Origin of the sequence: Peptoclostridium litorale DSM 5388, from assembly GCF_900141635.1 — a bacterium.
In the GTDB taxonomy this organism is placed as follows: Bacteria; Bacillota; Clostridia; order Peptostreptococcales; family Peptostreptococcaceae; genus Peptoclostridium; species Peptoclostridium litorale.
In genome coordinates this window covers 13403-29614 of the sequence record NZ_FSRH01000021.1, presented here as the reverse complement: position 1 = coordinate 29614, position 16212 = coordinate 13403, and the positions used below count along the sequence as shown (strand labels likewise).

At 40.1% G+C, this 16212-nt stretch carries 13 protein-coding genes and 1 tRNA gene; 4 read left to right on the top strand and 10 right to left on the bottom strand.

All coding sequences use genetic code 11. The features are described from left to right. Positions 1-121: 121 nt before the first annotated feature. Together BUQ87_RS14230 and BUQ87_RS14225 are read left to right on the top strand one after the other, a co-directional pair. Entirely contained in the window at positions 122-952 is an 831-nt protein-coding gene (locus BUQ87_RS14230; protein WP_242943855.1) for a type I phosphomannose isomerase catalytic subunit, read from the top strand. A gap of 136 nt (positions 953-1088) precedes the next feature. Continuing rightward, positions 1089-2618: a leucyl aminopeptidase gene (locus BUQ87_RS14225; RefSeq protein WP_038266773.1), complete on the top strand. Its 1530-nt coding sequence runs from the start codon at positions 1089-1091 to the stop codon at positions 2616-2618. Positions 2619-2807: 189 nt separating this feature from the next. Here BUQ87_RS14225 and BUQ87_RS14220 read toward each other — a convergent pair whose 3' ends face one another. From BUQ87_RS14220 to BUQ87_RS14195, 7 genes are all read right to left on the bottom strand, one after another. Continuing rightward, positions 2808-4550, bottom strand: coding sequence for a cyclic nucleotide-binding domain-containing protein (locus tag BUQ87_RS14220; protein WP_074210129.1), 1743 nt, complete (start codon positions 4548-4550; stop codon positions 2808-2810). A gap of 9 nt (positions 4551-4559) precedes the next feature. Continuing rightward, positions 4560-5756, bottom strand: a complete 1197-nt coding sequence (locus BUQ87_RS14215; protein ID WP_038266776.1) for a glycosyltransferase family 4 protein — start codon at positions 5754-5756, stop codon at positions 4560-4562. After that, on the bottom strand, positions 5710-6915 hold the full coding sequence (locus BUQ87_RS14210; RefSeq protein WP_038266779.1) for a hypothetical protein: 1206 nt from the start codon (positions 6913-6915) through the stop codon (positions 5710-5712). Before BUQ87_RS14210 ends, BUQ87_RS14215 begins: the two co-directional genes overlap by 47 nt. A gap of 125 nt (positions 6916-7040) precedes the next feature. Continuing rightward, positions 7041-7436, bottom strand: a complete 396-nt coding sequence (locus tag BUQ87_RS14205) for a hypothetical protein (protein ID WP_038266781.1) — start codon at positions 7434-7436, stop codon at positions 7041-7043. 185 nt (positions 7437-7621) lie between these two features. Beyond that, positions 7622-11143, bottom strand: a complete 3522-nt coding sequence (gene nifJ / locus BUQ87_RS14200) for a pyruvate:ferredoxin (flavodoxin) oxidoreductase (RefSeq protein ID WP_038266783.1) — start codon at positions 11141-11143, stop codon at positions 7622-7624. A gap of 767 nt (positions 11144-11910) precedes the next feature. Continuing rightward, on the bottom strand, positions 11911-12051 hold the full coding sequence (locus BUQ87_RS15340) for a hypothetical protein (RefSeq protein ID WP_159434353.1): 141 nt from the start codon (positions 12049-12051) through the stop codon (positions 11911-11913). 302 nt (positions 12052-12353) lie between these two features. Further along, positions 12354-13625 carry a tetratricopeptide repeat protein gene (locus BUQ87_RS14195; RefSeq protein ID WP_038266786.1) on the bottom strand — a complete coding sequence of 424 codons (1272 nt, stop codon included), beginning with the start codon at positions 13623-13625 and terminating at the stop codon, positions 12354-12356. A gap of 144 nt (positions 13626-13769) precedes the next feature. Here BUQ87_RS14195 and BUQ87_RS14190 point away from each other — a divergent pair, with 144 nt between their 5' ends. After that, entirely contained in the window at positions 13770-14240 is a 471-nt protein-coding gene (locus BUQ87_RS14190) for an HAD family hydrolase (RefSeq protein ID WP_038266788.1), read from the top strand. A 3-nt stretch (positions 14241-14243) separates the two neighbouring features. On the opposite strand, the gene BUQ87_RS14185 is transcribed toward BUQ87_RS14190, so the two are convergent. From BUQ87_RS14185 to BUQ87_RS14175, 3 genes are all read right to left on the bottom strand, one after another. Beyond that, positions 14244-14414, bottom strand: a complete 171-nt coding sequence (locus BUQ87_RS14185; RefSeq protein ID WP_159434352.1) for a hypothetical protein — start codon at positions 14412-14414, stop codon at positions 14244-14246. A 156-nt stretch (positions 14415-14570) separates the two neighbouring features. Next, a tRNA-Cys gene (locus BUQ87_RS14180) sits at positions 14571-14644 on the bottom strand. A 51-nt stretch (positions 14645-14695) separates the two neighbouring features. Further along, the gene (locus tag BUQ87_RS14175) at positions 14696-15151 is read right to left on the bottom strand and encodes a chemotaxis protein CheX (RefSeq protein WP_038266793.1); all 456 of its coding nucleotides are present in this window, start codon (positions 15149-15151) and stop codon (positions 14696-14698) included. Positions 15152-15313: 162 nt separating this feature from the next. Here BUQ87_RS14175 and BUQ87_RS14170 point away from each other — a divergent pair, with 162 nt between their 5' ends. Further along, positions 15314-16183 carry a DMT family transporter gene (locus BUQ87_RS14170; protein WP_038266796.1) on the top strand — a complete coding sequence of 290 codons (870 nt, stop codon included), beginning with the start codon at positions 15314-15316 and terminating at the stop codon, positions 16181-16183. The last annotated feature ends 29 nt before the right edge of the window (positions 16184-16212 follow it).

Sequence of the window (16212 nt, the reverse complement as noted above, 5' to 3'; positions counted from 1 at the left end):
TGATTGAATATATTTAAAGATTTAATGGAGTGATAGGGGAAAGTGACGGTTTGAAAACCAGTCATACAAAGGGATAAGAATTATGATTATCCCTAATATTTTAATTTTGGAGGTGAATGCTTTGAGAAAATATATATATAAACTCTCACCCCATTTTTCACCTAAGATATGGGGCTGGGAAAAGTGGAACCTGTCATGCCATGTTGATGGCATGTCTGTGATAGACAATGGAATATACAAGGGACGTTATCTTTTCGATGTAATAGAATCTCCAGACCAGTTTCCAATACTAATAAAAATAATAGATTCAAAAAGCACCCTGTCCATACAGGTTCACCCCGATGACAAATACGCAAGACTGCACGAAGGTGACAACGGGAAAACCGAATGCTGGTATATACTTGATGCAAAAAAAGATGCTACTGTAATACTCGGAATCCACAATGGACTCGACAGGCTCTCTTTGGAAAAGATCATCAATGAAGAAAAAATACAAGACTATGTAAACCACGTACCCGTGTCTAAAAATGATTTCATATACATTCCTTCCGGGACAGTCCATACACTTGAAGCCGGCATAAAACTAATTGAAATCCAACAAAGCAGCAACGTTACATACAGGCTGCACGACTGGGGACGCGGCAGAAAGCTCCACATAAAAAAATCACTGGATGTAATTGACTATAATGGTAACTCTAACGCAGGTAAAATAGAAAATTTCAAACACATTTCAACTCCACATTTCACGGTTGAAAAAGTTCAAGTAAGCGGCTCTTATAATGGTTTTTCAAATAGCTCGTTCCATTCATATACAGTCGCTTCAGGCTTCGGACAAATGCACGATGAATACAGCAACGTCATATCGCTCGAACCTGAAAACACTGTGTTCATACCAGGCGATATAAGGTATACTATAATTGGCAACTTGGAACTGCTTAAGGCATATTCATAAGCCCGTTCCAAAAATAAGCGTTAACTTCAACTTTGAATGTAATCATTATCAATACGCCTAACCATTTACTTTTTCATAAATGGTTAGGCGGGTGTATTTTGCTAATATATAGATAAATTTATCAAGGGGGTTCAAAATGGATATTAGAGTTGTAAATCTTAGGGATTGTGACGGTCTTTCAGATACACGGGTTGTTCCTTTTTATGAAGGGATAGACCTTTCAGAATCTTTAGATTATCTCGGTTTAAACATAGAGGCTATGGTAAGCCACCTTGTCCGAGAAGAAAAGTTCACAGGAAAATATGGTGAAATCGAAAGTTTTAGAATTCCAAGGGAAAAAAACCCAAAAAATATAATACTAATCGGGCTTGGAAAAGAAGATGAACTCGACTGCGAAAAGGTAAGGAAATTAGTCTCTAAAATAATCAACGAGTCCCAAAAACTTGACGCAAAATCAGTAAAGCTATTTCCATTCCATTTAAGATCCAATTTTCCTGTTGAAGATTTTTCAAAAGCCGTTTCAGAAGCTGCAATAATGGCTGCCTACAAATTCGATAAATACAAAACTGACGAGGACAAAAAAGACTCTTCATTAAAGGAGTTCAACATAATATACAAGTATGACGAAAACATTGAAAAACTAAACCTTGGCGTAATAGAGGGAATGATACTTGGGGAGGCGACAATACTCGCAAGAGATATGACCAATGAGCCCCCAAACAACATGACACCTGAAATAATGGCCGAAACTGCCGTAAAAGCCGGAGAAGATTTTGGATTTGACGTTGAAATACTCGATGAGCAAAAAATCCAGTCACTTGGAATGGAAGCATTTTTAAGCGTTGGAAAAGCATCTGACAACCGTCCTAAATTCATAATAATGAGGTATTCAGGAAATAAAGACAATTCAGAAGAAGTTCTCGGCCTTGTCGGAAAAGGAATCACTTTTGACAGCGGAGGCCTTTGCATAAAACCTGCCGCATCAATGCCTGAAATGAAATCTGACATGGCCGGCGGAGCCTCTGTAGTTGGTGCCCTTTGCGCCATAGCAAAGCTTGGACTTAATATAAACGTAGTGGGCGTTGTAGCCGCATGTGAAAATTCAATATCAGGCAAAGCTTACAGGCCTAGCGATATAATAGGCTCCATGTCGGGAAAGACCATAGAAGTAATAAATACAGATGCAGAAGGAAGGCTCACGCTCGCAGATGCGGCATATTACGTCGTATCCAATGAAAACGCCTCAAAGGTTATAGACATAGCGACGCTAACAGGCGCAGCTCTTGTCGCCCTTGGAACTTCTACAACTGCAGTTGTGTCAAATAGAGATGATTTCTACAGGCTTGTCGAAGATGCGTCTTCAATTTCAGGTGAAAAAATATGGAGGCTGCCTGCATTCGATGAATATCGAGAGCTTTTGAAATCAGACATAGCAGACATTAAAAACACCGGTGGAAAAAATGCCGGAACAATAACTGCCGCTTTGTTCATAGAGTCATTCATAAAGGACACGCCATGGATTCACATGGATATCGCAGGAACCTCTTGGGCTGAAAAAAAATCGGATTACATACCAAAGGGGGGAACCGGTGCAGGGGTCAGAACGCTGTACCATGTGGCAAAAATCATGTCACTTAGTTCAAAAAATAAGGTGTATCACAAATAAATAATATAAAGAGGGTGCGAATTATTCACACCCTCTTTATATTACTAAAATTGCAAATGTATCTATATAGTTTTGAGATAATATCAATCCTATAAAAAGGCATGTTCATGGCATGAACCCGCCCGGCTTAAGGTGTTTTCAGCTCCAAAGAGCAGGATGTTCGGCGGTTCATACCTCATGTGCCTATGTCTACTGTATATCCAGCTCTATATTTCTCGATATGGCATCCATATATCTCGAATTCAGGCTGCTAAGCTTTTGTGCAAGCTCTCTGAGAAAAAGCATTACAACCTGCATGCCTGCCTTGGGGTTTGCATCTATGAGATTAAGCATCTCATCTTCGCTGAATGTTATCAACTGAGTAAGATCCTCAGCTATTATATCCACATTTATATCTTCGCTTATTATATTGCTCTCCCCAAAGTAGTCCCCTTCTGACAGCCTTCCTAGAACCACCTCCTCACCTTCACTATTGAGCCTTGATATACGAACTGCCCCCGTCTTTATTATATAGAACGAATTGTCCTTGTCCCCAATTTTGAGTATATACTCGTCAAGTTCAAACACCTTGACTTTGGCTATGCCCGCAAGCAGTTCCCTGAATCCCTCGTCCATCTCCGAGAAAAACTCCATTCCAGAAAGCATGACTTCCACTTCCTTGCTTGTCATATCCTGTACATGCCTTTCCTGTTCATATTCAAACGCGCATCCCATGTCGCACTCATCAAGTATCTTCCTTATCTGCATCATATTCTCCTTTGTAAACTGCAAAAGGCTTCTCCAGCTTCTTTGAAGCTTTCTAAGATGGGTGAACACGTCGTCTTTTGGCATGGCGTCATATTTCGAAAGGTATATGTTTCTTATGCTTTCCCTTGCCGAATCCACATCTCCACACGCCATATAGTCCATTGACAGCATTACATTCGCCTTGAATATCATATCCTCAAGCTCTTCCTTCAAGAAACTTCCTGGATACGGGTCGAAATCCTCGGGTGAAACCATGTTCATATTCGGAACCTCATACTGGGTCTCGATTTTTCTCTTTTCATACAAGAACCTGTATATGTCCTCCCTGAACCTCTTCCATACGGGATGCGATTTTGGCGGAGGAAGGTGCTTTATTGAAAGCTCCCTATCCAGAAAAAAGTAAAAGCCAAACATCTTTGCATTTATAAGATAGTCTATGTCCTCTCCCCTTGTTATCCTCGGATCAAACGGAACAGTCTTGAAAAGATTTCTGTGTATTACCATTGCGCCTCCAAACGCAAACGGAGTAGGCTTTATCCTGGGCTCACTTCCTATTATCTTGTCAAATGCGGCGGCCTTTGACCCGAATCTGTCCCAGTATGTCATCCAAGGCTCCATGCTTACATCATCATAGTAGTTGTTGTACTTATTCAGATAATAGCCTGCTATCCCATCGACAGTTTTTCCATAAAGCCTTCCCCCTATGAACTCCGTGGCCAGTTCCATAAAGTTTTCCTTTTCCACCAGCTCATCATCATCTATCAAAACGGCCACGTCGGCACCTGCTATATAAGATATATAAAGGCACATGTTTCGCACATTTGCATATCCATAAAGGCTCAGCAGATCGGTGCACTCATGCCTTATTTCATTTTCATATGCCATATACTTGATCCTGTTGAGTTCGCTCGGGGTGAATACATACGTTTGAACATCAAGCCCCACAGCTTCTATTATCTCGAATACCCTGCTCCGGGCCTCGCTTGCTATCTCCTCTGCTGTCGGACACAAAAGAATCACAAGAGTAAAATCCCTGCAGCTCATGCCCTTCAGGCTGTCAAGCGTCCTGCCTAAAGTCCCTTCTGCATCTATAGGTGTAGGATGATCGTAAACTGCATCGCCTTCCCTCCACGACTCATCTTTGGCCCTGGACCAATATGTCGGTATTACTATGACTTTTCTCATATTCGCCTCCTACATATTATCTACAAGCTGTTTGTAAAAATCCAAAACATCATCCACAACCCTCGACCATGAAAACGACCTTGCCGCCATGCTTGCTGCTCTTTCTCTGCGCTGTGCCTTTTGATCATGCATAATCTCTTCCACTATAGCTTCAGCAAGCGATATGTCATCGTCAACGGGCACAAGTTTACCTATTGAATCATCAATAAAGTCAACAAGCCCGCCCTGGTTTGTCGCTACTACAGGGGTTCCACAGGCAAGAGCTTCTATCGCTACCAGTCCAAAAGGCTCATTCCTAGAGGGAACCACCGAAACATCCGCTATATTGTATATGTCCGCAACGGTGTGCTGACCCTTGTGTCCTATGAAAAATACATTTTCAATCCCCAGGCTTTCCTTGAGCCTGTTGAGCTCATCATATTGTTCTCCGTTACCCACTATAAGCGTGACAACGTCGTCTATATCCTGGGAATATATCTTGGCCGCCCTTATCAGCACATCCACACCTTTAAACTCTGTGAGTTTTCCCACAAATGACACCACATGCTTATGCGAGGGCCTCAAGTGAAGCTTTGACAGCACGTCCTCCCGGCTTACGTACTTAGGCCTGAATATCTCCTCGTCAAAACCGTTGAGTATAAGCTTTCTCCTTGCAGGTTCAACGCCATAATGCTTCTGCACATCTTCATCCACCTGCTTTGATATGGTTATCACCCCTGCGGCTTTTTTTGCGCCCTCAAGCGCATACGGCCTGTACCTTTCATCCTTGCAAAAACCCTTTATATCTGTTCCGTGTGCAGTTATGACATAGGGAATATCGAATTTCGACGCACAGTAGGGGGCTATCCAAAGATGCTGGCAGTGTATCATATCCGGCTTGAAATCGTCTATGCACTCGCCTATTGCCCTCTTGAAAACATCTATATACCGCTGTATCTGATTTTCGCTCAGCTCGTAATATGTCGTATAGCTTTTAGGATGAGTAGTGAAACATGGAAAATTAAAATCCAGTTCGTAAGAGCAGTTTTTTCCGCTATTGAATATTATGGTCCTAACCTCAAACTTCTCATGTTCTATCTTTGTGTGGTCTGGGACTATAACCTTTACGTTGTGGCCCTTTTTTATAAGCTGATATGCCAGATTCTTGGTATATATGCCGCTACCTGACCCTTCCAGAGGAAAATGGTTCACCAAAAGAACATTCAAACTTTTCACCTCCAATTATCCTTTTCACTATTCCATTGAAGCCTTCAAGCGTATATTCATATTCATATATCACTCTGTCGAGCTCTCCATAGGCCGTGTCTATTGCCTTTGGAAACATTAAGAACCTGTCATCCTGAAGATAAGTCGAAATCTCACAGACCGATTTCGAAAGCAGCTCCCTCTGCCTTTCATATATCCCCCTGTAGTCGCATCCGTTTATATAATTCAAAAATACATTTCTGCCTATCCATCCCATGCAGGCATAATAGAACCGGTCTTTTACAGCCTTGTCCCTTGTGATATCCGGGATTTTGGGGAAATCGCCATATGTGTCATGGAATATCAGAAGATCTATATCTAGAGCCCTTATTCCCATTTCCCTGGCGCATATCCCCATCAGCGTATCTTCTCCCCGCGTCAAAAAAAGCTCTCCGTCCACCATGTATGTTGTCGAGAAAAACGGCGGCAGTTTGCATAGCGTGCTTGTCTTTATCGCCATGTTCCCTCCAAGGAGCTTGTCCGTATCATCCACCGCCGGATTTCCAACCTTGCCAAAACTAAGGCATTTGTGCTCGCTACATCCGCTTACAAAATGGGTGGCGGACTTTTTTTGGATTCCTTCAAAAAATTCCTCCATGCGCTCGAATTTCATGGGAGGTATTATATAGTATCCCGAATAGTCGCTCGTCGTAATACACACATCCTCTTTTTTTATAAACTCCATATGGGACCCGAAAAAATCCACTTCCTCAAATCTGTTTTCATCCACAAGAAGTTTGGGATATATGTCCGTATCCACGAAAAAAAGTACGTCTATGCCGTCAAAAAGAGCCTGTAGCAGAGCTATGTTCCTGTACTTTCCATACTCAACAAGCCCATGCCTCTCAAGCGTCTTTGAGTATATTATGTTCCTGTATTTTTTTTCATCTATTCCAAGGCTTCGTATACTTTCTTCAAGTTCATATGCCCTGTTTATGCATACAAGCTTTACATTTGAATAAGCCCTTATTTTTTTTACAAATTCCTTGTCGCATCCATGGGAATAAACTATTATTATCTGGTCTATTCGCCTTCCAAATTTTTGGGCATTATTCAAAAATGAGAGTATCGAAATGGATTCGTTTACATATTTAGTTATTATGGCCAATCCAATCTTCAAAAAAACACCCCCTCTCATAAAACTTTGTAAAAAAAAACTGCACCTGACGGTACATTTCTTATAAATAAAAAATACCCTTAAATTTCAGGGTATAAACAAAGCAAAGGGTATATTTTCTGCATTTTTTAAATTTGTTTTAACATTCTATTTAATACATCAAAAAGCTTTTTCTCTCCGAGTTCCAAGTGCGCCATCACCAGTATTATTTCAATGTCATTTTCCACTTCATCATATCTGAATGAAAAAATCTTGTATCTTGCCTGCTCAGGAAGCATTTTCAGAGCTTCATTCGAATACTCATCCGCCTTTTTCATCAAAGCGTCCACTTTGTCTTCATATGCCATTTCATTTATATCTTCACAGCATATTTCATTTGCACTAAGTCTAAATAAAAACGCTCCCGTGTCCTCTCTCTTTGTGCTCTTTGTAAGATCGCATACCAGTCTGAGCTTTGTACCCTCTTCAATATTTTTCGCAAGTTCTGCGCTGTCTAAAACTTCATTTCCAAATACAAAATACATGTTCCACCTCTTTTATAGAATAATTTAAACATACTATATACATTATGCCACATGAGCTTTAAAAAGATAACACAAATATTATTCACCAGCCATTTTGACTTTTTATGGCTTTTCCGCTTGTCACTACATTTTGGCAATACAAAAGCGGGGGCATTCGCCCCCGCTTCATTTAATGAAACGTTTTATTACATTTCAGCCATTTTTTTGTAGCCTTCGTATCTTTCCTTAGCGTCAGCTTCTGCCTTTACAAACAGTTCTTCAGCTAGTTCTGGGAATGTCTGAGTAAGAGATGTGTATCTTACCTCTCCCATTAGGAAGTCTCTGAATGATTCTGTTGGCTCTTTAGAATCTAGTGTGAACGGATTCTTTCCTTCTGCCTTAAGCTCTGGATTGAATCTGTATAGATGCCAGTATCCAGCGTCAACAGCTTGCTTTTCTCTAGTTATAGTTTTGCCCATACCTATCTTTATACCGTGGTTTACGCATGGAGCATACGCTATTATTAGAGATGGTCCGTCGTACTGCTCAGCCTCAAGTACAGCTTTCATAACCTGGTTCTTGTCTGCTCCCATAGCTATTTGTGCCACGTAAACGTATCCGTAGCTTGCAGCTATCATACCAAGGTCTTTCTTCTTAACTTTCTTTCCTGATGCAGCAAACTTGGCAACCGCTCCTGTAGGAGTAGCTTTCGAAGACTGTCCACCAGTGTTTGAGTAAACCTCTGTATCGAATACGAATACATTCACATTCTCGCCTGATGCAAGTACGTGGTCAAGTCCGCCGTATCCTATATCGTAAGCCCAGCCATCTCCACCGAATATCCAGTAAGACTTCTTAGCTAGCTGGTCTTTGTATCTGTCTATTGTCGCAAGAAGCTCGTTAGCTTCAGCAGATCCCAGGTCTTTTCCTATGATCGCTTTAACTTTTTCCGATGCAACTACGCTCGCATCTCCGTCTTCTTTAACTTCCATCCACTCGTTAAGAGCCGCTTTAGCGTCTGCATCTATGTCCATTGCAGCAAGCTCTTCTATAGTTCCTACAAGCTTAGCTCTCAGCTGCTTTCCAGCCATAGCCATACCGAATCCGAACTCAGCGTTGTCCTCGAATAGCGAGTTAGCCCAAGCTGGTCCTCTTCCTGCAGCGTTCTTAGTGTATGGAGTCGATGGTGCAGATCCTCCCCATATTGAAGAACATCCTGTAGCATTTGCTATGAACATTCTGTCTCCGAAAAGCTGAGTTACAAGCTTAGCGTATGGAGTCTCTCCACATCCAGCACAAGCTCCAGAGAACTCAAGAAGCGGCTGCTGGAACTGGCTTCCCTTAAGAGTGTTCTTAGCCATAACATCCTTCTTAACCGGAACTGTAACAGCGTAATTCCAGTTTTCTATTTCTTTTTCCTGTGTTGCAAGAGGCTTCATTTCAAGAGCCTTAACCGGGCATATGTCAGCACAGTTTCCGCATCCTGTACAGTCTAGAGGCGTTACCTGCATTTTGTATTTGTATGCGTCTACGCCTTTTCCTTTTCCTGCTAGAACGTCCTCTTCTCCGAATGGAGCGTTTGAAAGCTCTTCATCTGTAAGAAGCACTGGTCTTATAGCAGCGTGAGGACATACGTATGAACACTGGTTACACTGGATACACTTGTCCTTTATCCACTCTGGAACATTTACAGCTATTCCACGTTTTTCGTAAGCAGCTGTTCCGTGCTCGAATGTACCGTCTTCGTATCCATTGAATGCTGAAACTGGAAGCTTGTCTCCTTCAAGTGCATTCATAGGTCTTAGTATGTTCTTTATGAAGTCTGGCTCTTGAGCTTCAACTACATCCTTAACTTCAACTGCGTCTTTCCATGAAGCTGGAACGTCTACTTTAACAAGGGCGTCTACTCCAGCGTCAACTGCAGCGTTGTTCATTTGAACTACTTTCTCACCCTTCTTGCCGTACGACTTAACTATAGCGTCTTTCATGTATTTAACAGCATCTTCTAGAGATATAACTTCTGAAAGCTTGAAGAATGCCGACTGCATTACCATGTTTATTCTGTTTCCAAGACCTATTTCCTGACCTATCTTAGTTCCGTTTATAACGTAGAAGTTTATGTCGTTTTCTGCGATGTACTTCTTCATGTTTGCTGGAAGCTTCTCATCTAGCTCTTCTGGCGACCATATAGTGTTTAGAAGGAATGTTCCACCTTTTTTAAGTCCTGCAACAACATCATACTGATTAACATATGCTTGAACGTGGCAAGCAACAAAGTCAGCCGTGTCTATAAGGTAAGTAGAAGTTATAGGGTTCTTACCAAATCTAAGGTGAGAAACTGTAACTCCACCAGACTTTTTCGAGTCATAAGAGAAGTATCCCTGTGCGTAAAGATCAGTGTGGTCACCTATTATCTTTATAGAGTTCTTGTTAGCTCCAACTGTACCGTCAGAACCAAGTCCCCAGAACTTACATCTTGTAGTTCCTTCTGGCTCAGTAACTATTTTCTCTCCTACTGGAAGAGATGTATTAGTAACATCGTCATTTATAGCAAGAGTAAATCTGTCTTTTGGCTCGTCTAGCTTAAGGTTGTCAAATACAGCCTTAACGTGAGTTGGAACAGTGTCTTTAGATCCTAGTCCGTATCTTCCTCCAACAACCACTGGAGCGTCAGCTTTTCCGTAGAACATGCTCTTTATATCAAGGTGCATAGGCTCTGCTATAGCACCCGGCTCTTTTGTTCTATCCATAACAGCTATCTTCTTAACTGTCTTTGGAAGTACTTCAAGAAGGTACTCTGGAGCGAAAGGTCTGTAAAGGTGAACTTTTATAAGACCTACTTTTTCTCCCTTTGATACAAGGTAGTTTACAACCTCTTCAGCTGTCTCTGTGATAGATCCCATAGCTACAACCACATGCTCTGCATCAGCAGCTCCTATGTAGTTGAAAGGCTTGTATTCTCTTCCTGTTATATCGCTTACCACCTTCATGTAGCCAGCAACTATTCCTGGAAGCTCGTTGTAGTACTTGTTTGCAGCCTCTCTAGCCTGGAAGTAAACATCTGGGTTTTGAGCTGTACCTCTTGTAACCGGATGCTCTGGGCTTAGAGCGTTGTCTCTAAATCTTTGAACAGCATCCCAGTCAAGGTGCTTAGAAAGCTCTTCGCAGTCCATAACCTCTATCTTTTGAATTTCGTGTGAAGTTCTGAATCCGTCGAAGAAGTGAAGGAATGGCACTCTTCCCTTTATAGCTGCAAGGTGAGCTACTCCGGCAAGGTCCATAGTCTCTTGAACTGATCCCGACGCAAGTAGTGCAAATCCTGTATTTCTTGCAGCCATAACGTCTGAATGGTCTCCAAATATTGAAAGAGCCTGAGCTGCAAGAGCACGAGCAGATACGTGGAATACTCCTGGAAGAAGCTCTCCAGATATCTTGTACATATTTGGTATCATAAGTAGTAGACCCTGAGAAGCTGTAAACGTTGAAGTTAGAGCTCCTGCTGCAAGTGAACCGTGTACAGTACCAGCTGCTCCCGCCTCTGACTGAAGCTCAACCACGCTAACTGGCTGTCCAAATACATTTTTTCTTCCGTTAGCAGCCCAAACATCTATGTTTTCTGCCATTGGTGAAGATGGAGTTATAGGATATATTCCTGCAACATCAGTAAACGCATAGGCAACGTGAGCTGCAGCAGTATTTCCATCCATCGTTTTCATAACTTTTGCCATTGTAGAACCTCCCCTTATATTTAAAAAGTTAAAATAAAGTTGACATTGTTTAAAATGCATATGAAAGGTTAAAAATATACTGTATATTGAAGCCAAACGTACTCGTCCGAATAATAACATTAATTTCACAAAGTAACGTTTTCCCATTACAGAGCAAATATTACAATATTCATCATATTGTATATTGTATTTAGTAGCATAAATTTAAAATCTTTTGAAAGTTTCTAACCTTTAAGAAAAAGTATAACATCAGCCTAAATTATTGTCAACGAATCCCACAACTAATAAATATTCTCTATTTAATGTTACATTTTTGCCTATTTATGTAATACACTCCATATAACATTCAGGATACATGATACATGTCATGTACTTATGCTGATACATTTTTTATATTTTTTTAACAATTTTTATTTTTTGCAATTCAATCTCTATAATATTGTATACACAACCATTTATACAAACCAATTGTGTATACAATATTATGGTTTGCACGTCATTAATTCATCATATAGACACCAAAAGTATGTCACTATATTTGTGTTTATCAAAAATACATCTTATACTTATTCCAATCCATCTTATTAATGTGTAAAACTTTTTTATCCCAGAAAAAAAACTTTCAATAAATATGCATAAACTGCATAAATATAAAAAAAATTAATATTTCTTTTCCCACCAAACAATATTGCCAGAATATATATCCTGCATATCATATCAACCCTGACTCTTTATTACAATAGAAAAGCCCCCTGTAGCGGGGGACTCTATTTTATCCTTAATCCTTCTATTACCCACTGCCTAAATACAAGAAGCACCTTCTTTATGTCTATATATATTTCATCTGCCTGCTTTATGTTCTTTTGTATAAATACCTTTACGCCTTCATATTCGTATTCCGTGTACATTCCAGAATGCTTAAAATCATTTACAAGCCCTGCACGGAGCTCTTTTACACTTGGTCCGCATCAGCCTCCGGCTTTTACAACCTTGTAATCTATAACGACATCCTTGCCTGTATTTTTGGCATGTCTTAAAATATTATTTCCTAGCTTCAGCATAGTAGCACCACCTTTCAAATTTACAAGCCTAGTTTAAAATACTGTTTTTAGTTTTTATACCCTAAAACAAAGCCAATATCCAAATCTTGAGATCTGAATATTGGCTTTATGCTAATTTCATCCGCTTTTTTTGATGTGACTTTAAGATTTTATTGTGATGCTTCCTGAAGTGATATTATCTGCATAGTCTTCGAATTCACATACACACTGTTTGGATTTTCCTTTTTAAGCCTTTTCATAGTTTGTATAGCGTTTTCAATGTCATCAATTTTATAATATATAAGCCCCATGTTGTACAGCGAGTCATCATAATAGTGCCCATTCCTATCGCTGTCTATATATCTTTTATAGTATTCTATGGCATTTTTAAAGTCTTGCGTTTTTTCAAATGCCAAACCTGCCAGATACATAGATTCTATTACTAGTTTTTTTTCCTTCCCCATCTCTGCAATCCTGGCAAACATGGGTGCAGATTCTCTGTAATTTGACTCTCTGTATAGTTTCAGAGCACTTTGGTAGTACTCTTTTTCATTTTCAATAAATTCATCTGTACCGTTACCCTTTAAATCCGAAGCATTTGATTTATACTGCAAATTTCCATCCGATCGTTCTGGCAATTCATCACTGTTCTTGGCTTCTTCTTTGGGCAATTCCCCTGTATCCTTTGCCTCGAAATGGTCACTCTTTAGCTTTTCTATCTTCACTTCGGCGCTGTTATTTTGACCTGCATCCTTGGCGTCTTTCAAAGATGCCGACCGGAATGTGAAAGCTGCTACAAATAACACTGCAGTCATCAAAGCCGCAATGCTGATTTTAGGCCATTTGCCAAGCTTTTCAGCCCTAGTGTTTTGTTTTTTTGAAGCGACGTCGCTCTTTTCATTATATTGTTTTGGGGAAAAATCTTTTTCCCTGAATAAGTTTATATATTTTTTAGCCTCTATATTTCCCCTGTCTTTTTGAAGGCCCTTTTCAATATATGAAATGCCTTCTTCAAAATCTCCCATACTTGCCACTGATATTCCGGCAATTATATACGGCTTTACAAGCTCCTTCTTTTTGGATATGACATTTATCATTTTAAACGCCGCATTCTTATAATCCTTCTGCTCAAAATAAGCCATTCCACTTTCATACTGACCCCTTATTATTTTGAACTCACTACTTTCCACTATGTCCATATACATTGTGGCCTTATTGTCATTTGGCTTTATGGACAGGCTGGCTTTCCAGATCCCTACTGCCTTTCCAAACTCGCACAGCATGTAATGGCAAAATCCCAACAAGTTCAAAGCATCTGTATTTGCCCTGTCCATCTCCAGACTCCTATTCAGTTCCGGGATTGCATTTGTAATATCTCCGTTTTTGACGCCATTTAGAGCTTTTGCATAGCACAGTTTCGCAAAATTACAGTTTTTATCCATATCGTACAAAACTCCCTTGTGTCATTCCCTTGTTACTGTATAATTTATGTTATCATGTTGCTTAAACTACATATATATTTTAACATATATTAACCTCGACTACTTTTCAATATGAAATTTCATGATACTATCAAGGAGGCCCAGATGATACATATAGATATTCCTGGATTTAAAAATTTGGAAATAGAAAATATAGTGTTTGACTATAACGGAACCATAGCCCGAGATGGAAAAATGTCTGACGAAATAAGAGAAATGATAATCGATTTGAAAAAAGACTTGAATGTATATGTTGCAACCGCAGATACTCATGGAAGCGTAGAAAAAGAATGCACAGGCCTTGGCATCACCATAGAAAAATTCCCAACAGAAAACGCTGCCAAGTTCAAAAGAGAAATAGTTCGCTCATTAGGAACTGAAAATACAATATGCGTTGGCAACGGGCTAAATGACATCGAAATGTCTAAAGAATGCGTAGTGTCAATTGCGGTAATAGGCCCCGAAGGATGCAGCGGCAAGCTGATATCAAACTGCGACATAGTAGTGAGCTCAATAAGCGATGTATTCGGCCTTTTAGCCAATACAGGCAGGATAATGGCTACTCTTAGGACCTGATTTTCATTTCCGGTTTGCTCTTTTTTCCTGCTCAATTACGGCATTTATCTTTTCCTTTATGTGATTGTATTCATTTTTTTCATATGTACTGTTTTTTATAATGCTGTCCGTTATCCTGTACGATGTGAAAAATGAGAACAGCGAAACCATAAATGCTATGGCTATAAATTTCAATATGCTCTTTAATATTTTAATAGCGCATCCCTCCCCCATCGCAATGCCCTTTATGTTTTAATACCCGGCTGCAATGGGGTTGAAATTCCAATTCAAAAATAAAATAAAAAAACAGCCTTACGCTGTATCTTTTTAATGCAAATCGTATATCCATTTTGGAGGCGGCATCCAGATTTGAACTGGAGATCAAGGAGTTGCAGTCCTGTGCCTTACCACTTGGCTATGCCGCCCTTTTTGTTATATATTGTCATAAATGGTCTGAATTGTCAATTTAATTCATTTTACTTTTTCACTGATATTGTAATCTCTATGTGCCCGCAGTCCGTATCTACAGGTATGCACATATTGTCCATGGCCGCACTTGAAATTGAAAGATTGTTTCCAGTCATAAGGCTTGGAGGAGTTATGTCTATTTTGATGCCCGCCCCTTCAAGCTTTGTCGCTCCAGTTCCCATTATCATGTTTCCAAGCTCTGAAAGTGCGCTTTTTGCCATGTCGTCAAGAACTTCCACAGGCATTCCCATCATCATCTTTGATGCCACTGATTTTGCAACCTCTTCATTCATGCTTATCATTGCATTTCCCTTGAGCTGCCCAGTAATCCCTATCATAACTACTACATTTTCAGCATGTATAGGCGTCGCTGGAGCATACGGCTGCTTAAAAGTGCACTGAAGCTGCGCCATTGTAGATAATACTTGATTCCCCGCTTCTATAAATGAATTTATGTACTCCATACATTTCCTCCTCTTTTCAATATAAAACAGTTAACTTATTTTCTACCCCTGTAATTATATTTTAAATCATTCCTTAATATTTTTACCATGTTTTTTTTGATAAATATTAAAATAACAATTATAATGTATACATCACTATATTGAATTACTGGAGATGTTAACATGAACAAACAGACAAAAGCAATACTTCTAATGCTTTTTTCATCCCTTTGCTTTTCGGCTATGGGTGTATTCGTAAAGCTTTCTGGAAACATTCCCACAATAGAAAAGACTTTCTTTAGAAACCTTGTAAGCTGCTTTATTGCCGGTGGCATAATACTGTACAAGAAAAAGCCTTTTTTCGGTTCGAAGGAAAACATGCCATTTCTTATTGCAAGGTCTACTCTTGGGGTTCTCGGGGTGATATGCTATTTTTACAGCATTGAAAACCTGGTGCTTTCAGATTCCGCCATGCTAAACAAGCTCAGCCCTTTTTTCGTTAGCATATTCGCATACGTAATACTTAAAGAAAAGTTTACAAAGATACAGGCTCCTGCGCTTTTTTGCGCATTTGCAGGAGCCATTATGATAATAAAGCCCCAGTTTAACATATCGGTGTTTCCTGCCCTTGTAGGGCTTTCAGGCGCTGTATTTGCAGGGGGAGCTTATATAGCAGTAAAGTTCCTCGGCAGCAGGGAAGAATTTTACACCATAGTGTTTTTCTTCTCGTTCTTTTCAACAATGGTTCTGCTCCCGTTTACGGCGATGAACTTTACAATCCCTTCGCCTGCACAGCTTTTATACCTTGCTGGCATAGGGGTGTTTGCCGCACTGGCTCAGTTCAGCATGACAATAGCATACAAGCTGGCTCCCGCAGGCGAGATATCCATACTGAGCTATACTAACGTCATATTTTCCGCGATGCTTGGATATGTCATCTGGAACGAGACTGCCGACATTATAAGCATTATGGGATATGCCCTTGTGATATTGTCGGCCACAGCGATATATTTTTACAACAGAAGGGCTTCTGTTCAAAAGGCAGCCGCCTAACCTATATTATATGTATCGGCAAAAAAGAG